Origin of the sequence: Streptomyces sp. NBC_00335 (assembly GCF_036127095.1) — a bacterium.
Classification (GTDB): domain Bacteria; phylum Actinomycetota; class Actinomycetes; order Streptomycetales; family Streptomycetaceae; genus Streptomyces.
In genome coordinates, this window is the sequence record NZ_CP108006.1 from 1,708,027 (window position 1) to 1,732,487 (window position 24,461).

Sequence of the window (24,461 nt, forward strand, 5' to 3'; positions counted from 1 at the left end):
GGGGGGTCCGGGGCCTCGCGGCCCCCGGACCAGCCGTCCTAGAGAGTGCCGGTGAGCAGTTCCGGACGGATCGGCGTCTTGTTGATCTCCAGACCGGTCGCCGCCCGGATCGCCGCGATGACGGCCGGGGTGGACGAGAGGGTCGGGGCCTCGCCCATACCGCGCAGGCCGTACGGGGCCTTCGGGTCGGCGAGCTCCAGGACGTCGACCGGGATGGTCGGGGTGTCGAGGATGGTCGGGATCAGGTAGTCCGTGAAGGAGGGGTTGCGCACCTTCGCGGTCTTCGGGTCCACGATGATCTCTTCCATGATCGCGACGCCCAGGCCCTGGGTGGTACCACCCTGGATCTGGCCGACCACGGAGAGCATGTTCAGCGCCTTGCCGACGTCCTGGGCGGTCGCCAGCTCGACGACCTTGACGAGGCCGAGCTCGGTGTCCACCTCGACGACCGCGCGGTGCGCGGCGAAGGTGTACTGGACGTGGCCGTTGCCCTGGCCGGTGACCAGGTCGAAGGGCTCGGTCGCGGCGTGGCGGAACTCGAGCTCGATGTCGATCGCGTCCTCGCCCTCCAGGATGTCGGCCAGGTCCGCGAGGACCTCTCCGCCGTCCGTGACGACCTTTCCGCCTTCGAGGAGCAGCTCGGCGGTCGCCCACGCGGGGTGGTACGAGCCGTTCTTGCGCCGGCCGATCTCCAGGACCGCCTCGCGGACGGCCTCACAGGTGTTCTTCACGGCGCCACCGGTCATGTACGTCTGCCGCGAGGCGGACGTGGAACCGGCGGAGCCGACCTGCGTGTCGGCCGGGTGGATGGTCACCTGCGTGACACCCAGCTCGGTACGGGCGATCTGCGCGTGGACGGTGATGCCGCCCTGGCCGACCTCCGCCATGGCCGTGTGGACCATCGCGACCGCTTCGCCGTTGATGGCCTCGAGGGTCACGCGGGCGGTGGAGTAGTCGTCGAAGCCCTCGGAGAAGCCGACGTTCTTGATGCCGACCGCGTAGCCGACGCCGCGGACGACGCCTTCACCGTGGGTGGTGTTCGACAGACCACCGGGCAGCGCGCGGACGTCCGCGCTCTCGCCGGCGGACTCCCACTGGCGCTCCGGCGGCAGCGGACGGGCCTTGACCCGGCGCAGCAGCTCGGCGACGGGCGCCGGAGCGTCCACGACCTGGCCGGTGGGCATGATCGTGCCCTGCTCCATGGCGTTGAGCTGGCGGAACTCGACCGGGTCCATGCCCAGCTTCGCCGCGAGCTTGTCCATCTGGGCCTCGTAGGCGAAGCAGGCCTGGACGGCGCCGAAGCCGCGCATCGCGCCACAGGGCGGGTTGTTCGTGTAGAGCGCGATCGCCTCGATGTCCACGTCCTCCAGGACGTACGGACCGACCGAGAGGGAGGAGGCGTTGCCCACGACCGCCGGGGAAGCGGACGCGTACGCGCCGCCGTCCAGGACGATCTTGCACTTCATGTGCGTGAGCTTGCCGTCCTTGGTGGCGCCGTGCTCGTAGTACAGCTTCGCCGGGTGACGGTGCACGTGGCCGAAGAAGGACTCGAAGCGGTTGTAGACGATCTTGACCGGCTTGTTCGTGGCCAGGGCCAGGAGGCAGGCGTGGATCTGCATCGAGATGTCTTCGCGGCCACCGAACGCGCCGCCGACGCCCGAGAGCGTCATGCGGACCTTCTCCGGCGGCAGGCCCAGGACCGGGGCGATCTGCTGGAGGTCCGAGTGCAGCCACTGGGTGGCGACGTACAGCTCGACACCGCCGTCCTCGGACGGCACGGCCAGGCCGGACTCCGGGCCGAGGAAGGCCTGGTCCTGCATGCCGAAGGTGTACTCGCCCTCGACGATGACGTCGGCGCGCTTGCGGGCCTCTTCCACGTTGCCGCGGATGATCGGCTGGCGGTGCACGATGTTCGGGTGCGGGACGTGACCGATGTGGTGGTCGTCGCGGCCCTCGTGGATCAGCGGCGCGCCCTCGGCGAGGGCGGAGGCCTCGTCCGTGACGAGCGGCAGCTCACGGTAGTCGATCTTGATCTTGGCGGCCGCGCGGCGGGCGGTCTCCGGGTGGTCGGCGGCCACGAGGGCGACCGGCTCACCGTGGTGACGTACCCGGCCGTTGGCGAGAACCGGGGTGTCCTGGATCTCCAGGCCGTAGTTCTTCATCTCGGCCGGCAGGTCGTCGTACGTCAGGACCGAGTAGACACCCGGCATCGCCAGGGCCTCGGAGATGTCGATCGAGACGATCTCGGCGTGAGCCACGGTGGAGCGCAGGGTCTGGCCCCACAGCATGTCCTCGTGCCACATGTCCGAGGAGTACGCGAACTCACCGGTCACCTTGAGGGTGCCGTCCGGGCGCAGCGTGGACTCGCCGATGCCGCCCTTGTTGTGCTTCTGCGTGACGTTGGTCGGCGTACCCGCCGGGACCGTGCGCGTGTTCTGGGCCATGGTCAGACCGCCTCAGACTGACGGGCGGCCGCGAGGCGGACCGCGTCGAGGATCTTCTCGTAGCCCGTGCAGCGGCAGAGGTTGCCGGACAGGGACTCGCGGATGTCCTGGTCGGACGGGGAGGGGTTCTCCTCCAGCAGCGCGTCTGCCTGGACCAGGAGGCCCGGGGTGCAGAAACCGCACTGCACGGCGCCGGCGTCGATGAACGCCTGCTGGATGGTGGAGAGCTCGACGCCCTCACCGGTCTGGGAGTCGCCCGGCTTGGCCTGCCACTGCTTGGCCGCGTCCAGGGTGACGCCGCCCTTGCTGCCGCAGCCGCCGCCGGTGCCGCAGGCACCGCCGTGGCCGTGCTCGTCGCGCTGCTTGGCGAACTCCGCCAGGCCCTCGACGGTCACGACGTCGCGGCCCTCGACCTGACCGGCCGCGACCAGACAGGAACAGACCGGCACGCCGTCGAGACGGACGGTGCAGGAACCGCACTCGCCCTGCTCACAGGCGTTCTTCGAACCGGGCAGGCCCAGGCGCTCGCGCAGGACGTAGAGAAGGGACTCGCCCTCCCAGACGTCGTCGGCTTCCTGCTGACGGCCGTTGACAGTGAAATTGACGCGCATGATTACGCAGCCCCTTCAAGCGAGCGGCCGTTGTTCGAACCGCGGTACTGCTCCCACGTCCAGACGAGCTGGCGGCGAGCCATGATGCCGACCGCGTGGCGGCGGTACTTCGCCGTGCCGCGGACGTCGTCGATCGGGTTGGCCGCGCCGGAGGCGAGGTCACCGAACTGCTTGGCGATCGACGGGGTGATGACCTTGCCGGACTCCCAGAAGCCGCCCTCTTCGAGCGCGGCGTTGAGGAACTCCTCGGCGGCCTTCGCCCGGATCGGGGTCGGCGCGGCCGAACCGATGCCGGTGCGGACCGTGCGGGTCTCGGGGTGCAGCGCCAGGCCGAACGCGCAGACGGCGATGACCATCGCGTTGCGGGAGCCGACCTTGGAGTACTGCTGGGGGCCGTCCGCCTTCTTGACGTGGACGGTCTTGATGAGCTCGTCGGCGGCCAGCGCGTTGCGCTTGACGCCGGTGTAGAACTCGTCGATCGGGATCAGGCGGGATCCGCGTACGGACTCCACCTCGACCTCGGCTCCCGCCGCGAGCAGCGCGGGGTGGGAGTCGCCGGCCGGCGAGGCGCAACCGAGGTTGCCGCCGACACCGCCGCGGTTACGGATCTGCGGGGACGCGACCGTGTGCGAGGCGAGCGCGAGTCCCGGAAGCTCCGTGCGGAGGTTCTCCATGATCTGCGTGTACGGGACGGAAGCGCCGAGCCGGACCACGTCCTCCCCGACCTCCCACTCCCGCAGGAGACCGATGCGGTTCAGGTCCAGGAGGTACTCCGGCCGACGGTGGTCGAAGTTGATCTCGACCATCACATCGGTGCCACCCGCAATCGGCACAGCTGTGGGGAACTCGGCCTTAGCGGCGAGCGCCTCCTCCCAGCTGGCGGGGCGAAGGAAGTCCATGTGCGGCTCTCTTCTTCTTAATCGGGTCGTTCACTTCAAGCCAGGAGGCCCTTGGGCCCTCGACTGGTCGTTCACGTGCTGTTAACGCGGTGTGGACTCAGTACAGCGGCCATCCGTCCCTCGGGTGCAGTCACCGAAACCATGAAGGAGTTGGCTGGGGACCTCCCTCGTCTTGTAGATTCGTATGAAAGGCAGGATGCGACGACCTGCCCGATTTCCAACGGCAACATTCGAGACAGATCGGCGGCGACATCATGCGGCTGCGCGCACTGCTGGAAACCGAGGCGCTGGGGCTGCGGCTGCTGGGCGGCGAGGAAGAACTCGACCGGACGGTCCGCGGGGTCATGACGACCGACCTGAGGGATCCCAGCCGATACCTATCCGGAGGGGAGCTAGTCCTCACTGGCCTGGCCTGGAGACGAAATTCGGCCGACTCCGAGCCGTTCGTACGAATCCTCGCGAGCGCCGGAGTGGCCGGGCTCGCGGCCGGCGAGGCGGAACTGGGTGACATTCCCGACGACCTGGTCACGGCGTGTCTGCGCAACCGTCTTCCGTTGTTCGCTGTAAACGAAGACGTTGCATTCGCCACCATCACCGAGTACGTGGTGCGGCAGGTGTCGGGAGAGCGTGCCGGGGACCTCGCGGCGGTCGTGGACCGCCATCGGCGGCTCATGACCTCCGGTCCCGCCGGTGGCGGACCCGATGTGGTGCTCGATCTGCTCACCACGGACCTCGATCTCCGGGCCTGGGTGCTCTCGCCCACGGGCCGGCAGATCGCCGGGGCGGGCGAGCCGCTGGCGCCGGGCATCTGCGCGGCACTGGCGAGCGAGCACCTCGCGGCGGTCCGGACGGGCCGCAGAGGCCCGCACCGGATCTCCCTCCAGGGTATTACCTACTCCCTCTTCCCGATCAGGGGACACGGGCGCGGCCCCGCAGGTCCGGCGGCCCGGGACGTCCGCGAGAGCGTGCTCTCCGACTGGCTGCTGGCCGTCGAGGCCGACGCCGGCGACTGGCCGGCCGAGCGCCTCGACCTGCTCCAGGGCGTCACCCAGCTCATCGCCGTCGAGCGGGACCGCCGCGACGCGGCCCGTACGGTGCGCCGCCGCCTCGCCCAGGAGGTCCTGGAGCTGGTCCAGACGGGCGCCCCGCCCGCCGAGATCGCCGCCCGCCTGCGGGTGGCCGCGCCCGTCCTCCTGCCCGGCCTGGGCACCGCCCCGCACTGGCAGGTCGTCGTGGCCCGGGTGGACTGGGACGGCGGTGACATCGCGGGCGGCCCCGTCGCCCAGTCGCTGCTGGAGGAGATCCTCGTCGACCCGTCGGTCTCCGGGCCCGAACCCTCGGACCGGATCGCCGTCGCGCACGCCGGGGACGAGGCGATCGCCCTCGTACCGCTGCCCGCGCCCGCCGGGGAGCCCGGCGAGGAGAAGGGCCCCGACACCGCCCTGCACGCGGAAACGCTGCTCGCGGCCGTACGGGACCCCCTGGCGGCCGGACTCGCCGACGACGGCCGGCTCACCCTGGGCGTCAGCGCGGCCGTGTCCTCCGCCGAAGGGCTCCGCGGGGCCCTGGAAGAGGCCCGGCACGCCCGCCGGGTCGCCGCGGCCCGCCCGGGCCGGGTCTGCGCCGCCGGGCACCACGAGCTCGCCTCGCACGTCCTGCTGCTCCCGTTCGTCCCGGACGACGTCCGCCGCGCCTTCACCGCCCGGCTGCTGGACCCGCTGCGGGACTACGACCGCCGCCACCGGGCGGAGCTCATCCCCACGCTCGAAGCCTTCCTGGACTGCGACGGCTCGTGGACCCGCTGCGCGACGCGGCTGCACCTCCACGTCAACACGCTGAGGTACCGGGTCGGGCGAATCGAGCAGTTGACGGCACGGGATCTTTCCCGGCTGGAGGACAAGCTCGACTTCTTCCTCGCACTGCGGATGAGCTGAGAAGATCCACCGCCTGACCGGCCGGGGGGCCGGTCGGCGGCCGAGTGGGGGGCGGCCGGGGGCGACTGATGATCCGTCCGGACTTTGTGAAAGAGTTCACCCGACCCCTTGGCCGAACCTGCCGATCCGTGCTCTCATTTCGCCCCAGGGCTCAACGACGTGCTGCTTGGTTGCTTTGGGGAGGGCAATGTGGCGGATACCGCCATGTCCAGTGCCGGAACTATCGGGGGAGACGACCCCCTCCAGCGGGCGATATGGCGGCTGCGCTCGCGCGGCTGTTGGACCGACGCGGCGGCCCTGCTGACGCCGCACCTGTCCGATGCCGGAGCCGCCGTACAGCGGACCGGACTCCTGGTCGAGCGCTGCCTGTTCACGGGGCAGGGCTGGGCCGAGGCGGAGGACGCCCTGCGGGTGGCCGAAGCGGTCTCCCAGGACGACGACGACCGGGGCGCGGCCGCCTGCGAACGCGGTCACCTCGCGTACGCGGCGACCGTACTGGGCGTACGCGACCGGGCCGACGAGGCCCGCTCCGCGCTCGGCCGCGCGGCGGCCCTGCTGTCCCCCGGGTCGCGCACCCGGCCACTGCTGGACTTCCGGCGCGGCCTGGTCGCGGAGCACCTGGCGGACGCACCCTCCTCCGCCCTGCCCGCCTACAGGCGGGCCCACGCGGGCGCCCTGGCCCACGGGGACACCCTGCTGCTCTCCTTCACCTGGCGGCACCTGGCGGCGCTGGCCCTGCGGGACGGGGAGGTCGCCGAGGCCCGCAAGGGCTTCGCGGAGTCCCTCCGCATCCGGGAGGACCTGGGCTTCCTGGTCGGCACCGCCCCGGCGCTGGCGGCCCTGGCCGAAGCCGAACCGGAACCGGAGGCGGCCCGCCTCCGCGCGGAGGCCCGCCGCCTCTTCCACCTCCTGGGCGGAATCCCCACCTGGCTGGCAGACCAACTCCACCCCACCCCAACCCCTTCTTGACGCGCCAGGCGGGCCTCCCCGACTCCGCGCCGGGCACCGTCCCGGCGGTGGCCCGGCGGGGTGCTCGCCACCCCCGTCCCGGCGTGGGGGGCCCGGTGGGCGGGTGGGGATGCCCTGCGGGGCGAAGTCCCCGACCCGCCCTTCCACCGTTCCCCGGGCTCCGCCCGGACCCGCGCCTCAAACGCCGGCGAGGCTGAGGATGCCCCGGGCTGCGCCCGGGAAGGGGCCCCGGGCTACGCCCGGACCCCTGGGGCTCCGCCCCAGACCCCGGTCCTCAAACGCCGGACGGCTGAAAAGACCCAACCCCCGGGCGACTGAAAGGGCCCCAGGCGGCTCCACGCCCCGGCCAGAGACGAAGCCACCCGAGCCGGGCACGTCGGCACCCCCAGTCGGGTGCATTGGCACCCCGGCCAGGAACGGACGAACGCCGAGCCGGGCACGACACCCCCGGTCGAAGTCGGGGCACCCGAGCCGGGCATGCCGCCCCCCGGTCGGGGTTGGGGGCGCGCCGGGGTCGGGGACGGGGGCGGGGTGGGGTGTCGGCCTGGACGTAAAGCGTGATTTGTGGCGCAGGTACAGCCCGAACCCTGTCGGAGTAGAGCAGGGGGCGCCTAAATCATGCAGTCCAGGCCGACACCCCACCCCGCCCCCGGCACCGGCCCCCACGCAGCCAGGCAGACGCCGACCACACCCCAGCCCCGCCGGCGTTTGAGGCGCAGGGGCCCGGGGGACCGGTCCCCCGGGATCCGTCAGGGGGACGCGAAGTGGGTGCGGATCAGGGACTCCGCCTCCGGGAGGTCGCCCGTGGAGAGGGCGGCCAGTACCGCCACGTGCTGCGCCGCGTCCGCGACGAGGTCCGCCCGGCGGATGCGGCGGGGGCCCGGCAGGGGCCACTGGGAGCGGCGGTGGAGGTCCTCCGCCACCAGAAGGAGCTGGGCGTTGCCCGCCAGCGCGAGCACCGCCCGGTGGAACGCCCGGTCCGCATCGGCGTACCGCGCCGCATCACCCGCGGCTGCCGCCGCCTCCGCCTCCGCCGCCGCAGGCACCACCGCGGCCCAGGCCCCCGCCGGCACCGTACGGGCCAGCCGCAGCATCACGGGCACTTCGAGCAACGCCCTGACCTCGGCCAGCTCCGCCAGCTCCCCGGGGGTCCGGGTCAGGACCCGGAAGCCCCGGTTCGGGAGGCATTCGACGACCCCCTCCAGCGCCAGCTGCTGCATCGCCTCGCGCACGGGCGTCGCGGAGACCCCGAACCGCTCCCCCAAGGCCGGCCCCGAGTAGATCTCCCCCGGTGCCAGCTCGCCCGCGAGCAGCGCCGCACGCAGGGCGTCGAGGATCTGCCCCCGCACGGAGTGGCGTACGACCTTCCGGTTCTGCTGCTCCGGTACCCGGGCTCGGGCCGTCTCGCGCACTCGGTCCTCCACGGGTTTCGATCTGCACCCGAAGAATAGCCCGCCTTCCCACACCCCACAGAGATCAGGTAAGGTAAGGCTTACCTGTTAACGATCGCGTGATTCGGTGGTTCGCCATGACCGTCACGGCCGTCGCGCCCGCCCAGGGCCACGTCCACCCCGTCCGCCCCGTACGCACCCCCGCCCCGGCCGGCTCTCCGGTGGCGGACGCCTACGCGCGGCTGACCGAGGCCTACGCCGGACTGCGCGTCACCGAGCTCGCCCCGCACGAACCCTCCCCTCGCGGTGTGGGGTGGGTCGGTGCGGACGAGCTCGCGGCGGGCGGCGAGGCCCTGGAGGCGTTCCTCGCGTGGGACGAGGCCCAGATCCTGCGCGACTACGGGCGCCCGGGCCGACCGGACGTCGTGGCGGGGTTCGGACTGCACCGGTACGCGTGGGAGGCCTGTCTGCTGTTCACGGCTCCCTGGTTCCTGGACCGGCGCGTGCCGCTCCTGCCCCCGGAGGCCGTGTCCTTCCACCGGACCGACGGCCGGATGGCAGTCCGCGTCCACTCCTTCGCCTGCCTGCCGGACGACCCGGCCGCAGCGCTCCCCGGGGCCCGGGTCGTGCCCGACGAGGACGCGCTGCGCGCAGAGGTACGGGCTGCGGTGGCCCAGCACCTCGAACCGCTCATGGAGGGCTTCGGCCCGCGCATGCGGCGCGGCCGGCGCGCCCTGTGGGGCATGGTGACCGACGACGTGGTCGAGAGCCTCTGGTACGTGGGCAACCTGCTCGGCGAAGCCGAGGAGCAGCGGGCGATGCGCGAGCTGGACCGGCTCTTCCCCGGCTCGACCGCCCCGTACACCGGCGGCGCCGGCTTCCGCACCCTCGAAGCCCCGGACGGCCGGGAGCTGCCCACCCGTGACCGGGCGAGCTGCTGCTTCTTCTACACGATCCGCCCGGACGACACCTGCGTCACCTGCCCCCGCACCTGCGACGAGGACCGGATCACGCGCCTGACGGCCGACGACTGAGCGAAGCGGTCCGGCCTACGGCGCCAGGGTCCGCAGTACGCAGAACTCGCTGCCCTCGGGATCGGCCATGACCTCCCGGCTCCGATCCGGGCCCTGTCCCACGTCCGCCCTGGTGGCGCCGAGGCCGAGCAGCCTGGTCACCTCGTCCTCGGTACTGGCGTCGATCGGGCTGACCAGACCTTCTCCGGGGCAGTGTGGACCGGCGCCGCGCAGGGCGCCGAAGGGCGGCCGGTGTCACCCACCCGGCCGTACGCCCGCCACCGAGTTTCCGCGCCGCCGCCCCCGCCGACTCAACCCACCCGTCCGGCTGACGAAAATCGAACTCAACTCGTCCCACACGAGCGGGAGTTCGATCCGCAACACCCTATCCGGCGGGCTCCGCCCCCCGTTGGCGTCCACTTGCCCCGAAACCCGCGTGTACGGCTCACCGGCTGCGCCACTATGGCGCCCGGAAAGCCGCACCGGCCACAAGCCGAACAGCCGCATACGCGAGGCAAGGGACAACCGCATGAGACTGACCGACATATCGCTGGACTGGCTGCTGCCCGGCAGCCTGCTGATCCTGGGCGTACTTGCGGCAGTGGCGGTACTGGCCCGGGGCAAGCGCGAAGGCGAGAAGGCGGGGGTCGCCGAGGACAGCTGGGAGCGCAGCGAGGAGCGGCGGCGGCGCAAGGAAGCCGTCTACGGGACCGCCTCGTACGTCCTGCTGTTCTGCTGCGCGGCGGTCGCCGCGGCGCTCTCCTTCCACGGGCTGGTCGGCTTCGGCCGGCAAAACCTCAACCTGTCCGGGGGCTGGGAGTACCTGGTCCCCTTCGGTCTCGACGGCGCCGCCATGTTCTGTTCGGTGCTCGCCGTCCGCGAGGCCAGCCACGGCGACGCGGCCCTCGGTTCGCGCATGCTGGTCTGGCTGTTCGCGGGAGCCGCCGCCTGGTTCAACTGGGTGCACGCCCCGCGCGGATTCGGCCACGACGGCGCTCCGCAGTTCTTCTCCGGCATGTCCCTCTCGGCGGCCGTGCTCTTCGACCGCGCGCTGAAGCAGACCCGCCGGGCCGCGCTGCGCGAACAGGGCCTGATCCCGAGGCCGTTGCCGCAGATCCGGATGGTCCGCTGGCTGCGGGCGCCCCGGGAGACCTTCGGCGCCTGGTCGCTGATGCTGCTGGAGGGGGTCCGCACGCTCGACGAGGCCGTGGACGAGGTGCGCGAGGACAAGAAGGAGAAGGAGAACGACCGGCACCGCCGACGGGAGCAACACCGCCTGGACCGGGCGCACATCAAGGCGCTCGGCCGGCAGAACCGGGCGTTCGGGCGCGTGGCCCGCGCCCGTCAGGTCGAGGCGCCGGGGCTGGCCCCCGGAGCGGGCTCCGCGCCGGTCGGCGCGGAGCCGGCCATAGCGGAAACCGGACAGCTGCCCCTACGGCGCCGGCCCTCCCTGCAGGCCGTGAGCGGAACGGAAGCCCATCACACGGCCGAGAAGGCCGACACGGTCGTCGGCTCCCGGACGGTGGATCTCACCGCCGAGGACGATACGCAGACGCTCCCCCGGCTCGACTCGCTGGAACGCAAACTGAAGGATCTGGAGCAGCAGTTCGGATGATCACCTGACGGGCCCGGGCCCGTCCGGGATCCGGCTCGCGGGGTCCGCCCGTCCGCTCAGGCGGGCCCCGCCTCCTTCGCTCCGTCGAGCTCGAACCACACCACCTTGCCGCCCCCCAGCGACAGCCCGAGCGCGTCCACGCCCCAGGCGTCGGCGAGCGACTGCAGCAGCACCAGTCCCCTGCCGTGCGTACCGTCGTCGGCGGACGGTACGTGCGGCCGGGGCCGGCGGGCGGCGTAGTCGCGGACCTCCACCCGCAGCCGGTCGGCGGCGAGCGTCGCGGAGACCTCGGCTCCCTGATCGGTGTGGACGAGGGCGTTGGTGACGAGCTCGGTGATCAGCAGCTCGGCCACCTCGGCGGCCTCCGCCCTGCACCGGTGGCGCATCAACTCCCTGAGATCCCTGCGGACTTCCCCCACCGCTTTGAGATCGGCCCGCCGCACGCTCCGGGTGATCCCCGACGCGTGCACCGCCGCCTTGTCCTCGGCCGACGGTTCGCGCGGCACCGGCCGCCCTCTCCGCCACAACTTTCCGGCCTTCGCCCCCACCCGCACGGCGATGTACCTCCCGCGTGTCCACTTCCCGACGGCCCGCCGGTCGAACAGGCCTACGGGATGCATGCCCCCCGGGCGAATCCGCACGCATACGGGCTCAAGGGCGCGGCACGTTGCGGAGGTTGGATCGCGCCATCTGGATCATCCGGCCCACCCCTCCGTCCAGCACGATCTTGCTGGCCGAAAGCGCGAATCCGGTCACCATTTCAGCGCTGATCTTCGGTGGAATGGACAGGGCATTGGGGTCGGTGACCACGTCCACCAAAGCGGGTCCCTTGTGCTTGAAAGCGTCCTTCAAAGCCGCTGTGAGCTGCTTGGGCTTCTCCACCCGGACGCCGTACGCGCCCGCCGCGCGGGCGATCGCCGCGAAGTCGGGGTTCTTGTTCGTGGTTCCGTACGAAGGAAGGCCGGAAACCAGCATCTCCAACTCGACCATACCGAGGGATGAGTTGTTGAAGAGGACCACTTTGACGGGGAGGTCGTACTGCACCAGGGTGAGGAAATCTCCCATCAGCATGGAGAAACCGCCGTCGCCGGACATCGACACCACTTGACGTCCGCGATCGGTGAACTGTGCGCCGATGGCCTGCGGAAGGGCGTTGGCCATCGAGCCGTGGCTGAAGGAGCCGATGATGCGGCGCTTACCGTTCGGGGAAAGATAGCGCGCCGCCCATACGTTGCACATGCCTGTATCCACGGTGAACACCGCGTCTTCGTCGGCGAGTTCGTCGAGGACCGCGGCCACGTACTCGGGATGGATGGGCGTGCGCTTCTCCACCTTGCGCGTGTACGCCTTCACCACCCCCTCCAGGGCGTCCGCGTGCTTCTTCAGCATCCGGTCGAGGAACCGGCGGTCCGTCTTGGCCTTCACCCGGGCGTTCAGCGCGCGCAGGGTCTCGCGTACGTCGCCCCAGACCGCGAGTTCCAGTGTGGTGCGGCGGCCGAGGTGTTCGGGCCGGATGTCCACCTGGACGATCTTGACGTCGTCGGGGAGGAAGGCGTTGTAGGGGAAGTCCGTGCCGAGCATGATCAGCAGATCGCACTCGTGGGTGGCCTCGTAGGCCGCGCCGTAGCCGAGCAGCCCGCTCATGCCGACGTCGTACGGATTGTCGTACTGGATCCATTCCTTGCCGCGCAGGGCGTGCCCGACGGGCGCTTTGACCCGGCCGGCGAACTCCATCACCTCGGCGTGCGCGCCGGCGGTGCCGCTGCCGCAGAAGAGGGTGACCCGGTCGGCCTCGTCGATGAGCCGGACCAGCTTGTCGATCTCCCCTTCGCCGGGCCGTACGGTCGGCCGCGCGGTCACCAGCGCCTGCTCGGCGCTCTGCTCCGGTGCGGGCAGGGAGGCGATGTCCCCGGGCAGGGACACCACGCCGACGCCACCGCGCCCGATGGCGTGCTGGATGGCGCTCTGCAGGACCCGGGGCATCTGGCGGGGGTTGGAGATCAGCTCGCTGTAGTGGCTGCATTCGGTGAACAGCCGGTCGGGGTGGGTCTCCTGGAAGTAGCCGAGGCCGATCTCGCCGGAGGGGATGTGGGAGGCCAGCGCGAGGACCGGGGCCATCGAGCGGTGGGCGTCGTAGAGCCCGTTGATCAGGTGGAGGTTGCCGGGGCCGCAGGAGCCGGCGCACGCGGCGAGGGTGCCGGTGATCTGGGCCTCGGCGCCGGCCGCGAAGGCGGCGGTCTCCTCGTGGCGCACCTGGATCCACTCGATGCCGCCGGTGCGGCGGATCGCGTCGACGACGGGGTTGAGGCTGTCCCCGACGACTCCGTACATCCGGCGCACGCCGGCGCGCACGAGAATGTCGATGAACTGCTCCGCCACGTTCTGCTTGGCCATGGTGGGGGCGCCCTTTCCGGTTCGGCTCTGCCGGGTGCGCCTCCCATCCACGCATGATCCGCCGGGTTACGCCTCCCAGACCGCGGCGGCCGTCCGGTCGTCGGCGTAGCCCTTGAGGCGGAGCTGGGTGTCCGCGAGGAAGGCGGCGAGGCCCGGCGGGGGTGCGTCGGCCCAGCGGTCGGCGAGCTCGACGGAGAGCGGTTCCTCCTCGCGCATGGGGTCCGCGAGGCCGCCGGAGCACAGGAGCAGGGTGTCGCCGGGGCGGGCCACGGAGGCCCGGAAGCGGAAGCGGAACCCGCCGGGGGGCTCGGCGGATGCGGGTGCCGGACCGGTTGCCGGGCCGGTTGCCGGCGGGGGCTCCTCCAGGTCCCGCCACTGTCCGTCCCGGAGCCGGAACAGCCCGCCCGCGCCCGCGCCGAAGCAGACCCGGGTGCGGCAGCCGGGGTCGACCGGCAGCAGCAGTCCGCGCAGCCCGGCCGTGTAGCCGTCCTCCGGGAGCCCCAGCTCGGCGGCGCGGGCGCGCAGCTGCCCGTAGCCGCGGTCGGTGAGCCGCTGGAGCCCCGAACGCAGGGCTTCGCGCCGGCCGTCCCTGATGTCCTGCGACAGCCGCTCCTGGCTGCGCCCGACGGCTGCCGCGACGGAGCGGCACACCTCGGCGGCGGCCTCGGCGGCTCCGGGCGCGGCCCGGTCCCCGCCGGCGAGCACCACCAGGACCAGCGCGTCGGGCCCGGTGCCGAAGCGGGCGGTGAGCAGGAAGTCCCGCCGGGCTTCGCCCCGGAACCGGGCGGAGTCCCCGCGCACGGAGGCGGCGCGCAGCGTGTAGCCGCCGTACTGGGCCCCCTCCAGCACGGTGTCGGGGGTCAGCGCGGCGAGCCCGGCCGGGTCGGCGGCGGGCAGCGCGATGGGCTCCGCGGCGTAGGTGGGCGGCCGGTCCCCCAAATGCGCCACCACGGGCCGCGGCACCCCGAAAACCCCGTCCCCCGAGCCACCGCCCCCGTCCGTGGGAGCAGCCCCCCAGCCCGCCCCGGACCCCGGATGCGACCCGAGGGCAAAGCCGGTACCGGCACCAGAACCGAGCCCAGAACCGAAGCCGGCCCCCGGCACGACCCCAGAGCCGGGGCCGGACGCTGACACGGGGCCAGAGCCCGGCCCGGAGGCGGGCACGGAGCCGGGGCCGGGCCCGGGGCTGACACCAGCCCCGGAATCGAGTCCGAACCCGGGGCCGGGTCCGAAGCCCGACCCCGGTACGGGTCCAGAACCAGGGCCAGGCCCGGGGCCCTGACTGACGCCGGACCCGGAATCGCGTCCCGACCCCGGACCGACCCCAGGGCCGGACCCGAAGCCCGACCCCGGAACGGGCTCAGAGCCAGAGCCAGGCCCAGGGCCCTGGCCGATGCCGGACCCGGAACCGAGTCCCGACCCCGGACCGACCCCAGGGCCGGACCCGAAGCCCGACCCCGGAACGGGCTCAGAGCCAGAGCCAGGCCCGGGGCCCTGACTGACGCCGGACCCGGAATCGCGTCCCGACCCCGGAACGGGGCCAGAGCCAGGTCCGGAACCGGGACCGGGAGCGGCGCCGGGGCCAGAACCGAAGCCCGAGCCCGGAACAGACCCGGAGCCGTGGCTGACGCCGGACCCGGGGTCGACGCCGGACCCAGAATCGCGTCCCGACCCCGGAACGGGGCCAGAGCCAAGGCCGGAACCAGGACCGGCGCCGGGGCCGGACCCGAAGCCCGAGCCCGGAACAGGATCGGGGCCGTGGCTGACGCCGGACCCGGGGTCGACGTCGGGGCCGGAACCGAAGCCCGACCCCGGAACGGGGCCAGAGCCAAGGCCGGAACCGGGACCGTGGCTGACGCCGGACCCGGACCCTGGACCTGAGTCAAGACCAGGACCTGCACCGGGGCCGGACGCTGACACGGGGCCAGAGCCCGGCCCGGAGGCGGGCACGGAGCCCGGCCCGGGAACAGGACCAGAGCTGGGACTGGGCCCAGAGCCGGGACCGGAACCGGAGGCGGCACCGAAGCCGGCGTCAGACCCGGGACCGAACCCCTGGCCCGGGGTGCCACCGGGCCCGTGGCCAAGTCCGGACTTGGGAGCGGCGGCAGGGCCTGACCTGGGATCCGCCCCGGAGACGACGGAGCCGGCGCCTGGCGTCGGATCAGAGCCTGCGCCTGCTCCCGGAGCCGGACCAGAGCCCAGGACGGGGCCCGGGCCGGACCCGTACGCGGGCCCCGGCGGTGAGCCGGCGCCCGGACCCGTCCACGGATCGCCGGCGCCACCCGCTCCCGGTGCCGGGGTGGCCTGGACCGGGTGCCCGGCTTCGCCGTACGCGCCCGCGGGGCCGTGCCCAGCCTCCGCCGGGGGCGCAGCCGCTGTGGGCCCCTCGTCCCGCGGGCCCCAGCTCCAGTCGGATGGTTCGCCCGACTCCTCGGCGGGCAGCGCGGGCGGGACGGCGACGCTACCGAGTGCGTACCAGGTCTGGCCGCCCTCCCGGGGGTCCCGGGGCGGCGGCAGCGGCGAGCCGCCGTACGCGTCCCCCGTCCAGGCCTCCGACGCCGCCGCCGGTCCGGAATCCGCCACGGGCGGCTCCGCTTCCGCCTGGGGCACCAACCTGGGACCCGGCGTACGCGGCCCCGCCTCCGGCACGAAATCAGCCACCGGCGGCGTCCCCCCGGGCACCGGCCCCGGCTCAGGGACAGACGGCCCCACCACCGTCGCGGGCCCAGGAACAGGCGACCCCGCCTCCAGCACGGGCACAGCAACAGGCGGCCCTTCCACCACCGCAGCCCCGGCAGCCGGCACCTCGGGCGCAGCAACAGGCGGCCCCACCTCCGGCACGGGCACAGCAACAGGCGGCTCCACCTCCGGCCTGGGCCCAGGAACAGGCGACCCCGCCTCCGGCACGAAATCCGCCACCGGCGGCGTCCCCCCGAGCACCGGCCCCGGCTCAGCAACAGGCGGCCCCACCACCGACGCGGGCCCAGGAACAGGCGACCCAGCCTCCAGGACGGGCGCAGCAGCACGCGGCCCCGCCTCCGGCACGGAACCCGCCACCGGCAGCGTCCCCCCGAGCACCGGCCCCGGCTCAGGGACAGACGGCCCCACCACCGTCGCGTGCCCAGGAACAGGCGACCCAGCCTCCGGCCCCGGCGCAGCAGCAGGCGGCCCCGCCCCCGCATCCGGGGCGTGTTCCGTCACCGTCCCCGGATCCCTCCGCGGACGGGGTACCGGTGACGGAGGCGGGGACGGAGACGGCGTCGGCGCCACCAGCACCGCCGCCGAGCGGAAGCGGTGTTCCAGGGTGTCCCGGGGATCGGGTTCCGGTCCCGCGTCGGGGTCTTCGTAGAGCTTCTGCCACCAGTCATCCGCGCCCGCGTCCCGCTGACTCATGGCCCTCATTGTCGGGCTCCGGCGCAGCCGAAATCCGGCGAACGCAGGAAAAAGGGGGGCCCATCGGACCGCCGTCCGATGGACCCCCCGGCTCTATGTCGTACGACTTAGCGAATGTCGTACGCTCGCGCGACCGTCTGGGTGACGGTGGCGCCCTTCGCGTCGGTCAGCTCGACCTTGAGCATGACCTGCTTGCCCGCGGCTCCGGCGTGGTCCACGGTCGCGGTCCACTGCCCACCGCGCCCGCTCACCTTCGCCTCGGTCCAGCTGCCGCCCTCGTCGTACGAGTACGACAGCTTGGCCGACTTGAGCGCGCCCGGCGCGTAGCCCGCGTGCCCGCTGACCGCCAGGCCGATCTGCTGGCCGTTGGCCGCGGCCAGGGTCTTCATGCCGTCCAGCGGGGCGGAGATCCGCGGGAAGATGACCGGCAGCGCCTGCGAGTACTGCGTCGCGTCCAGCTTCGAGCGGAAGGTCCAGGTGGTCTGGATCCCCGAGGAGCGCTGCCAGGTACGGGCCGGCTGGCCGACCTTCTCCAGGTACTGGGTCATCTCGTACGTGGCCTCGCCGGCCGGGACCTCGAAGACGCCGAACGGGTAGCCGGTGTCGCCCAGCGACTCGCCGTCACGCTTGAGCGAGACGTTGCCGAGGTCGCCGAAGCCGCCCTGCTGGGCGTAGTGCCCGGTGTCGCCCCACATGGCGGAGGAGAAGCCGATCAGGTTGCCCTGCCGCTCGGCGGCCAGCTGCTCCTTGCCCGCGGTGTCGCGCGGCGCGACCGGGCCGATGACCCCGTCGTACCAGTTCTCGGCGCGCTGGGAGCCCGCCTTGTAGGTGCGGTGCTGGTCGGTCATGAACTCGCCCCACGGGAAGCTGCTGGAGACCAGGTGGTCCCAGGCGGTGTCCCCTGCGGAGTAGTACTCGGTGCGCTTGCCCGGTACCGCGACGGTGTCGATGGAGCCGAAGTACACGGCGTTGCCGAGCGGCCGGTAGGCGCCGGTGACGTCGATGAAGTCGGCCGCCACGCCCATGGACTGGTACGAGGACTCGACGGTGCCCAGGTCACGGTCGCGCACCCGGTAGGTGCGGTCCCCGTGGACCTGGCCCTTCTCGATCTGGGCCAGGTTGTAGACGTACGGGCTCTTCGCGCTGCCCTTCCAGCTCAGCGTGACCGCGCCCTTGGCGAGCTTGGCCAGCAGGGCCTGGCCCTCGGCGGATTCGACGGCCAGCACCGGGAGGGCGCCGCCCGAGTAGCCGATGAAGGCCTGCCAGCGGCCGGGGGCGTCGCGGTGGACGAGGAGGGCCTTGACTCCGGCCGCCTTCGCGTTCTCCGCGATCTGGTAGACCGAACCCTCCTCCGCCGTCTTGACCAGGGCGAACGCACCCTTGGCGGCGACGGCGGCGAGCTCCTCGGGGGTGCCCGAGCCGGCGTTGACCAGCGGGGCGCTGCCGACTCCGTCGAGGTTCTCACTGCCGGTGGAGGCGGTGATCGGGTGCAGCACCGGGCCGCCGTTCACCTTCAGCTCGGAGAGCAGCGGCGCCGCCGCCCGCCAGTAGCTGCCGAACTCGTAGTCGCCTTCCTTGGCCGTGCCGTCGACCGAGGCGTAGTAGCCGCGGATCGTGCGGCCGCCCATGGCGGTGCCGGCGTGCTGCCAGCCCTCCTCGCCCCAGGAGCGGGAGAAGGCCAGGGTGGTGGCGCGCGCCTCGGTGGGCTTGTCGGTGGCGATGCTCAGCTTGGCCGCCTTGCGGGCGTCCAGCACGATCACCGTGTCCTTCTTGATCTCGGTCTGCGGGCGGCCGAGGTAGGTGAGCGAGTCGTACATCCCCGGGTTCTCGCCGGCGTCGGGGGTGCCGACGAAGGCGGAGAGGAGGTACGAGCCCGGGCGGACCCGGTAGACCTGGTCGGCGGCGCCCTCGTTGAAGCGGCGCTCACCGGTGGCGTCGTCGGTGCCGATCACGTCCAGGGAGGACGGTCCGGCGGCCGGCTTGCCCGTGCGGTCGAGGAGCTTGACGCGCAGGGTGACCGTCTCCGGCTCCACGTAGAGGGAGAAGGGGGTGGAGACGTGCACGCCCTTGGCCGTGGCGACGACGCGGCCGGTGACGTCCCCGTACTGGGAGCGCTCCAGCTTCGCGGCGGGGTCCAGGGCGAGCGGCACCTTGACGGTGGCGCCGGCCGGGACGGTCACGGTGCGCTTGTCCAGACGGGCGACCTGGCTGCGGACGGCGGAGCCGTCGTTGCCGGTGACCTTCTCGACGGAGAGGTTCAGCGTGACGGGCTTGGTCCCCGTGTTGGTGTACGGGACCTCGACTGCGGTGCGGTCGCTGCGGTCCTGCGGCCAGTTGTACGTGCCGCCCTGGAGCGCGGGGGCGCTGGTGACCGTGGTGTCGATGGCGGCCTTGACGTCGAGCCGGCCACCGCCGGTCTCCCGTACGTCGCCCGGGACCGCGGTGTTGGCGGAGCCGACCAGCGCTGCCTTGATCTGCTGCGCGGTCCAGTCGGGGTGGCGCTGCTTGACGATGGCGGCGGCGCCCGCGACGTGCGGGGTGGCCATCGAGGTGCCCGACATCGACTGGTACGCGTACACCCCGCGGCCGCCCGCGGCGGCGGCGGAGATCTGGACGCCGGGGGCGGCGATCTCGGGCTTGAGGGTGTGGTTGAGGCCCGCCGGACCGCGGCTGGAGAAGGAGGCCGTCTTGTCGTCGCGGTCGACGGCGCCCACCGTCAGCACGCTGGGCACGCAACCGGGCGAGGAGACCGTGTTGTTGCCGGGGCCGGCGTTGCCGGCGGCGATGACGAAGAGGCTGTTGCTGCTCTGGGCCAGCGCCTCGGTGGCCGCGGCCATCGGGTCGTCGCAGGAGAGCTGGGAGGGGTCTCCCAGGCTCATCGAGATCACGTCGGCCTTGCTGTCCACGGCCCACTGCATGCCCGCGATGATCCACGAGTCCAGGCCGTAGCCGGAGTCGTTGAGGACCTTGCCGCTGAGCAGCTGCGCGCCGGGGGCGACGCCCTTCTTCGCTCCGCCGCTCTCGGCGCCGGAGCCGCCGACGGTGGAGATGGTGTGGGTGCCGTGGCCCTGGCGGTCCTCGGCGGTGTCCGAGTCGGTGAAGTTCTTCGCCTCGGCGACCCGGCCCTTGAGGTCGGGGTGTTCGAGGTCGGTGCCGGTGTCGAGGACGGCGACCTTGGTGCCCGTGCCGTCGAATCCGGCGGCCCACGCGGCGGTGGCGCTCACCTGCTTCGTGGAACGCTCCAGGTTCGCCTGGACCTTGCCGTCCAGCCACAGCTTCTTCAGCCGGGGGGCGGCGGCCGAGCGCGCGTGCGGGTTCACGTTCGCGCCGGTGACGTCGGCCCAGAAGTCCGCGGCCTTCTCCTTGTCGGCTGCGAGCGCGACGCCGCCGATGGAGCCGAGGACCAGCGACTGCTCGGCGCCGGCCGGGACGGGCGGGGCGCTGCGCGCCAGGCCCGCGGAGGCCTCGTAGACGGCGATCAGCGGGAGCTTCTTGGCGTGCACGTCGTCGTAGCCCTGGCGGATCAGGGCGGTGACGTTGAAGAGTTCCTCGTCGGCCTTGCCCGCGGCGAGCGCCTTGATCGCGCTCTCGGGGTAGACGTAGAGGTCCTTGCCCGCCTGGCGGGTCTGCACGATCGGCTGAGAGCCGTCCTCGCGGGGCATCGCGGTGGCGGCGGTGCGGCCCGCCGCGTCGGTGGACACCAGGATCCGGTCACCGGTGACGAGGGTGACCGTGACGGGTGCGGTGGGCTGCCGGGAGGCCGCCTCGCTCCCGGTGAGGGCCCTCTTCTCGGTGCCGGTCCCTGCTCCGGACGCTCCGTCGCTCGGCTGTGCCGTGGACGGGCCCACGGCCGTGACGGCCAGGACTGCGGCGATGGCCGCTCCCAGTGCCGTACGCGATATCGGGCGCATCGCTCTCTCCAGGTGAATTCCGGCCAACCACTGCATTGCACGACGAAAGCGCCGCGTAAATGGCTTCTGGCCAGCGGATGTTGGTGCTGCGGTGGCGCCACCTTGGCAGAGGGGCGGGGGGTGCGGCGATGATGTCCGCGGCGGGTTTGCGCCGTGGCCGCTTCCCGCCAGGAACGGCACTGAGAGGGTTGGGTGGACGGGTTGCTGAGTGCGATAGGTCTCGACGAAGGACAGGAGTCCGCTTACCGCGCGCTGGTCGCGCTGGGGGCGGCGGAGATACCGGACCTCGCGCACCGGCTGACGCTGCCGGTGCAGCAGACCGAACGGACCCTGCGCCACCTGGAGCGCCACGGGCTCGCCGCCCAGTCCTCCGCCCGGCCCGGCCGCTGGGTGGCGGCCCCGCCCGGGGTGGCCCTGGGCGCCCTGCTCACCCAGCAGCGGCACGAGCTGGAGCAGGCGGAGCTGGCGGCAGCCCTGCTGGCGGAGGAGTACCGGGCGGAGGCCGCCGAGCCGGCCGTGCACGACCTGGTGGAGGTGGTGACGGGCGCCAGCGCGGTGGCCCACCGCTTCCACCAGCTCCAGCTCGGCGCGGTGGAGGAGGTGCTCGCGCTGGTCAGCGGCCGGCCGCAGGTGGTGACGGGGACGGACAACGACGCGGAGGACCGGGCGGCCGTCCGCGGGGTCTCGTACCGGGTGGTCATCGAACGGGATGTGCTCACCCAGCCCAGCGGGATCCGCGAGGCGTCCACGGCGCTGGCCCGCGGCGAGCACATCCGGGTGACGGCCGCGGTGCCGACCAAACTCGTCATCGCGGACCGGTCGCTCGCGATGGTCCCGCTGACGGCGCGCGGCGCGGAGCCGGCGGCGCTGGTCGTGCACGCGTCGGGGCTGCTGGAGTCCCTGATGGGCCTCTTCGAGGCGGTCTGGCGGGAGTCGCTCCCGCTGCGGCTCGGCTCCACCGGCGCGCCGGAGGAATCGGACGGCGGACCCGACGCCACCGACCTGGAGATCCTCACCCTCCTCCTGGCGGGGATGACGGACGCGAGCGTCGCGAAGCACCTGGAGCTGGGCCTGCGGACCGTCCAGCGACGGGTCAAGGGCCTGATGGAACTGTCGGGCGTCACGACCCGGCTGCAGCTCGGCTGGCACGCGTACGAACGGGGCTGGGTGGCCCGATAGCCCCGGGCCGGGCAGGCTGAGCAGATGGACCTGCCTCAGCTGCCCCAGTTGCTGCTGGTGGGGCTGGTGCTGGTGCTCGGACTGCTCGGGGTACTGGTCCCCGGCGCCCCCGGCACCCTCCTCGTCTGGGCCGGAGTCCTGTGGTGGGCGCTCCACGAACGGTCGACGGCCGCCTGGGGCCTGCTGGCGGGCGCGACGGCGCTGCTGCTGGTGGTGCAGGTGGTGAAGTGGCTGTTGCCCCCGCGGCGGCTCCGTGGGGTCGGCGTCACCCGCCGGATGGTGGTGTACGCGGGTGTGGGCGCGGTACTGGGCTTCGTGCTGCTCCCGGTGGTCGGCACGGTCCCCGGCTTCGTGGGCGGCATCTACCTCTGCGAGCGACGCCGCCTGGGCGCCCACGGGGAGGCGTGGGCGTCGGTGCGGGCGGTGATGCGGGCGGTGGGGACGAGCGTGCTGGTGGAGCTGTTCGCGTGCCTGCTGGTGGTGGGGGCGTGGGTGGGGACGGTGCTGTGGGCGTAGCCGCACCTCAGCCGGGCCGCCGCCCGGCTCCCCGCCCCGCCCTTCGCCCGGCCTCTGCCGACCCCTCGCCCTGATCCCGGTCCGGCGCTCTCGCCCCGCCTCCGCCGGCGCTCTCGCCCGGCCCCCTCACCGACCCCGCCGGCCCCTCGCCCTGATCCCGGTCCGGCCTCTCGCCCTGATCCCGGTCCGGCTTCTCGCCCGGCCCTCTCGCCGGCCTCTGCCGACCCCGCCGCCGGTCCCTCTCCCTCATCTTGATCAACCGAACGCGCAATCCTCTTGCGCAATGGTCAAGAAACATTGACCATTGGCGACATGCCTACCGACGAGCTACCCGAAACGCTTCACGTCACCACTGACGACCAGATGCGCGCGGTCTCCAACCTCACGCGCCACCGGATCATGGCCATGCTCCGGTTCGAGCCGGCGACGATCACCCAGATCGCCGCCCGGGTGGGCCTGGCGAAGGGAAGCTCCAGCTATCACGTACGGCTGCTGGAGCGGGCCGGTCTCGTGAAGGTGGTGCGGACCCGGAAGGTGCGGGGGGTCACCGAGCGGTACTACGCGATGGCCGCGCGGTCGATCGTGCTGCCGGATCGGGGCGAGGGCGGGCCGGACGTGCTGATGCGGCATGCGGTGGCGGACCTGGAGGAGTCGCCGGCGGAGAGCCAGCGGCACGTGGGGATGATGCATCTGCGGCTCACCGAGGAGCAGTTCGCGGAGCTGGGGGCGCGACTGGGGGCATTGGCCCGCGAGTACCGGGAGTTGTCCGATCCCTCACTGCCGGACACGTCACTCGTCTTCGCACTGTTCCACCCGGCACGCCGCAACGAGACCGAGGGAGACGCCAAGTGACTTCAGAACTCAAGAAGTTGCCGTCCGGGTTCGGACGACTGTGGACCGCGCAGACGGTGTCCTCGCTCGGCGACGGGGTGACGCATGCCGCACTGCCGCTGATCGCGTTGACGCTGACGCGGGATCCGATGGCGCTCGCCGTCGTCACCGCCGCCGGCACTCTGCCGTGGCTGCTCTTCGGGGTGCTCGGCGGTGCGCTGGTGGACCGCTGGGACCGCCGGCGCACGATGTGGGTCGCGGACGCCGCACGCGCGGTGCTCCTCGCGATACCGGTGGCAGCGGCCGCGCTCGACATGCTGAGCATTCCACTGCTCGCGGTCGTCGGCTTCCTGCTCGGCCTCGGCGGGCTCTTCTTCGACACGGCCGCCACGGCCTATCTGCCGGATCTGCTCGGCCGTGACCCCGCGCTCCTGGAGCGCGCCAACTCCCGCCTGCGCGGCGCCCAGACCGCCGCGTCCGGCTTCGCCGGGCCGCCCGCGGGCAGTGCGCTGCTCGCGCTGGGGCGGGCGGTTCCGCTGCTCGCCGACGCGGTGTCGTTCGCGGTCTCCGCACTGCTCGTACGGTCGCTGCCCGCCGTGCCCCGGCCCGCACCGCAGGCCCGCGAGTCGCTGCTGCGGCAGGCCCGGGCCGGGGCCTCGTACGTCTTCAAGGACCAGCTGCTGCTCGGGCTCGCACTGCGCCCGGCGGTCGGCAACATCGCGTTCCTCGCCGTGGAGACCGTGCTCGCCCTCTTCGCCCACGACCGTCTCGGCATCGGCGCCTTCGGCTTCGGCCTGCTCCTCACGGCGGAGGCCACCGGCGGCCTGCTCGGCGCGGGCATCGCCTCCTTCCTCGGCCGGCGCCTCGGCACCGGCACCGCGCTGACCTGCACGGCCGCGGTCGAGGGGCTGGCCATCCTGGGACTCGCCACCGCCACGAACCCGTACGTGGCCGGCCTCGCGCTCGCCGTCTGCGGGGCGGGCATGGGCGCCACGATGGTGCTCGCACCCTCCCTGAGGCAGACGATCGTCCCCGCCCACCTGATGGGCCGGGTCGCCTCCACCTCCCGCATGCTCGCCATGTGCGCCGCCCCGTTCGGCGCCTTCCTCGGCGGCTGGCTGGCCACCGTGTACGACGTGCGCACCCCGCTCTACGCCGCCTCCGGCCTCCTGCTCGCCATGACCGCCGTCACGGCGACCATGACCAGCAACCGCCGGGTCGAGGCGGCGCTGCGCGCAACCGCCGCGACCGGCACGCCGGATCACCAGGACTCCGAGGAGCAGAGCAAGGCAGTACACGGGTAGTCCACGGGTAGTCCGCACCCCGCCCGTAGGCGGCGGGGTACGGGACCGGGTCCCGGG

Annotated in this window: 16 protein-coding genes and 1 pseudogene; 8 read left to right on the forward strand and 9 right to left on the reverse strand. The window is 72.9% G+C overall.

All coding sequences use genetic code 11. The features are described from left to right. Positions 1 to 38: 38 nt before the first annotated feature. Genes OHA37_RS07665 through OHA37_RS07675 form a run of 3 tightly spaced genes read right to left on the reverse strand, consistent with a single transcriptional unit; the run spans position 39 to position 3,954 of the window. Complete coding sequence (locus OHA37_RS07665) at positions 39 to 2,444, reverse strand: xanthine dehydrogenase family protein molybdopterin-binding subunit (protein ID WP_266903588.1); 2,406 nt, start codon at positions 2,442 to 2,444, stop codon at positions 39 to 41. A 2-nt stretch (positions 2,445 to 2,446) separates the two neighbouring features. Then, positions 2,447 to 3,055: a (2Fe-2S)-binding protein gene (locus OHA37_RS07670; RefSeq protein WP_243338761.1), complete on the reverse strand. Its 609-nt coding sequence runs from the start codon at positions 3,053 to 3,055 to the stop codon at positions 2,447 to 2,449. A 2-nt stretch (positions 3,056 to 3,057) separates the two neighbouring features. Further along, positions 3,058 to 3,954, reverse strand: a complete 897-nt coding sequence (locus OHA37_RS07675; protein ID WP_250744166.1) for an FAD binding domain-containing protein — start codon at positions 3,952 to 3,954, stop codon at positions 3,058 to 3,060. Between the two features lie 254 nt (positions 3,955 to 4,208). Here OHA37_RS07675 and OHA37_RS07680 point away from each other — a divergent pair, with 254 nt between their 5' ends. Together OHA37_RS07680 and OHA37_RS07685 are read left to right on the forward strand one after the other, a co-directional pair. Continuing rightward, complete coding sequence (locus OHA37_RS07680) at positions 4,209 to 5,888, forward strand: PucR family transcriptional regulator (RefSeq protein ID WP_266903589.1); 1,680 nt, start codon at positions 4,209 to 4,211, stop codon at positions 5,886 to 5,888. Positions 5,889 to 6,077: 189 nt separating this feature from the next. Beyond that, complete coding sequence (locus tag OHA37_RS07685; RefSeq protein ID WP_266903590.1) at positions 6,078 to 6,857, forward strand: hypothetical protein; 780 nt, start codon at positions 6,078 to 6,080, stop codon at positions 6,855 to 6,857. A gap of 749 nt (positions 6,858 to 7,606) precedes the next feature. On the opposite strand, the gene OHA37_RS07690 is transcribed toward OHA37_RS07685, so the two are convergent. Then, complete coding sequence (locus tag OHA37_RS07690; protein ID WP_443046123.1) at positions 7,607 to 8,281, reverse strand: GntR family transcriptional regulator; 675 nt, start codon at positions 8,279 to 8,281, stop codon at positions 7,607 to 7,609. Between the two features lie 104 nt (positions 8,282 to 8,385). On the opposite strand from OHA37_RS07690, the gene OHA37_RS07695 reads away from it, so the two are divergent. Beyond that, on the forward strand, positions 8,386 to 9,282 hold the full coding sequence (locus OHA37_RS07695) for a (2Fe-2S)-binding protein (RefSeq protein WP_266903592.1): 897 nt from the start codon (positions 8,386 to 8,388) through the stop codon (positions 9,280 to 9,282). Positions 9,283 to 9,297: 15 nt separating this feature from the next. On the opposite strand, the pseudogene OHA37_RS07700 reads toward OHA37_RS07695, so the two are convergent. Next, positions 9,298 to 9,456: pseudogene (locus OHA37_RS07700) on the reverse strand (VOC family protein); the annotation flags it as partial. 334 nt (positions 9,457 to 9,790) lie between these two features. On the opposite strand from OHA37_RS07700, the gene OHA37_RS07705 reads away from it, so the two are divergent. Further along, positions 9,791 to 10,876 carry a DUF2637 domain-containing protein gene (locus OHA37_RS07705; RefSeq protein WP_266903593.1) on the forward strand — a complete coding sequence of 362 codons (1,086 nt, stop codon included), beginning with the start codon at positions 9,791 to 9,793 and terminating at the stop codon, positions 10,874 to 10,876. 56 nt (positions 10,877 to 10,932) lie between these two features. On the opposite strand, the gene OHA37_RS07710 is transcribed toward OHA37_RS07705, so the two are convergent. The 4 genes from OHA37_RS07710 to OHA37_RS07725 all read right to left on the reverse strand — a co-directional run bounded on the left by OHA37_RS07710 (position 10,933) and on the right by OHA37_RS07725 (position 20,574). Continuing rightward, positions 10,933 to 11,319, reverse strand: coding sequence for an ATP-binding protein (locus OHA37_RS07710; protein WP_323182405.1), 387 nt, complete (start codon positions 11,317 to 11,319; stop codon positions 10,933 to 10,935). A gap of 208 nt (positions 11,320 to 11,527) precedes the next feature. After that, complete coding sequence (locus OHA37_RS07715) at positions 11,528 to 13,270, reverse strand: pyruvate dehydrogenase (protein ID WP_266903595.1); 1,743 nt, start codon at positions 13,268 to 13,270, stop codon at positions 11,528 to 11,530. 66 nt (positions 13,271 to 13,336) lie between these two features. Beyond that, entirely contained in the window at positions 13,337 to 14,221 is an 885-nt protein-coding gene (locus tag OHA37_RS07720; RefSeq protein WP_323182315.1) for a protein phosphatase 2C domain-containing protein, read from the reverse strand. A gap of 2,549 nt (positions 14,222 to 16,770) precedes the next feature. Further along, a complete protein-coding gene (locus OHA37_RS07725; protein ID WP_266903596.1) occupies positions 16,771 to 20,574 on the reverse strand; it encodes a S8 family peptidase in 3,804 nt (1,267 codons plus the stop codon). A gap of 201 nt (positions 20,575 to 20,775) precedes the next feature. Between OHA37_RS07725 and OHA37_RS07730 the strand changes: the two genes are divergently transcribed. From OHA37_RS07730 to OHA37_RS07745, 4 genes are all read left to right on the forward strand, one after another. Then, on the forward strand, positions 20,776 to 21,753 hold the full coding sequence (locus tag OHA37_RS07730; RefSeq protein ID WP_266903597.1) for a helix-turn-helix domain-containing protein: 978 nt from the start codon (positions 20,776 to 20,778) through the stop codon (positions 21,751 to 21,753). Between the two features lie 24 nt (positions 21,754 to 21,777). Next, positions 21,778 to 22,269 carry a DUF456 domain-containing protein gene (locus OHA37_RS07735; RefSeq protein ID WP_266903598.1) on the forward strand — a complete coding sequence of 164 codons (492 nt, stop codon included), beginning with the start codon at positions 21,778 to 21,780 and terminating at the stop codon, positions 22,267 to 22,269. 312 nt (positions 22,270 to 22,581) lie between these two features. Continuing rightward, positions 22,582 to 23,121, forward strand: a complete 540-nt coding sequence (locus tag OHA37_RS07740; protein WP_266903599.1) for an ArsR family transcriptional regulator — start codon at positions 22,582 to 22,584, stop codon at positions 23,119 to 23,121. Then, entirely contained in the window at positions 23,118 to 24,404 is a 1,287-nt protein-coding gene (locus OHA37_RS07745) for an MFS transporter (protein WP_266903600.1), read from the forward strand. Before OHA37_RS07740 ends, OHA37_RS07745 begins: the two co-directional genes overlap by 4 nt. The last annotated feature ends 57 nt before the right edge of the window (positions 24,405 to 24,461 follow it).

Coding starts and splice junctions, on each gene's coding strand:
- OHA37_RS07665 (WP_266903588.1), bottom strand. CDS start 2,444: ATGGCCCAGAACACGCGCACGGTCCCGGCGGGTACGCCGACCAACGTC.
- OHA37_RS07670 (WP_243338761.1), bottom strand. CDS start 3,055: ATGCGCGTCAATTTCACTGTCAACGGCCGTCAGCAGGAAGCCGACGAC.
- OHA37_RS07675 (WP_250744166.1), bottom strand. CDS start 3,954: ATGGACTTCCTTCGCCCCGCCAGCTGGGAGGAGGCGCTCGCCGCTAAG.
- OHA37_RS07680 (WP_266903589.1), top strand. CDS start 4,209: ATGCGGCTGCGCGCACTGCTGGAAACCGAGGCGCTGGGGCTGCGGCTG.
- OHA37_RS07695 (WP_266903592.1), top strand. CDS start 8,386: ATGACCGTCACGGCCGTCGCGCCCGCCCAGGGCCACGTCCACCCCGTC.
- OHA37_RS07705 (WP_266903593.1), top strand. CDS start 9,791: ATGAGACTGACCGACATATCGCTGGACTGGCTGCTGCCCGGCAGCCTG.
- OHA37_RS07715 (WP_266903595.1), bottom strand. CDS start 13,270: ATGGCCAAGCAGAACGTGGCGGAGCAGTTCATCGACATTCTCGTGCGC.
- OHA37_RS07725 (WP_266903596.1), bottom strand. CDS start 20,574: ATGCGCCCGATATCGCGTACGGCACTGGGAGCGGCCATCGCCGCAGTC.
- OHA37_RS07735 (WP_266903598.1), top strand. CDS start 21,778: ATGGACCTGCCTCAGCTGCCCCAGTTGCTGCTGGTGGGGCTGGTGCTG.
- OHA37_RS07740 (WP_266903599.1), top strand. CDS start 22,582: ATGCCTACCGACGAGCTACCCGAAACGCTTCACGTCACCACTGACGAC.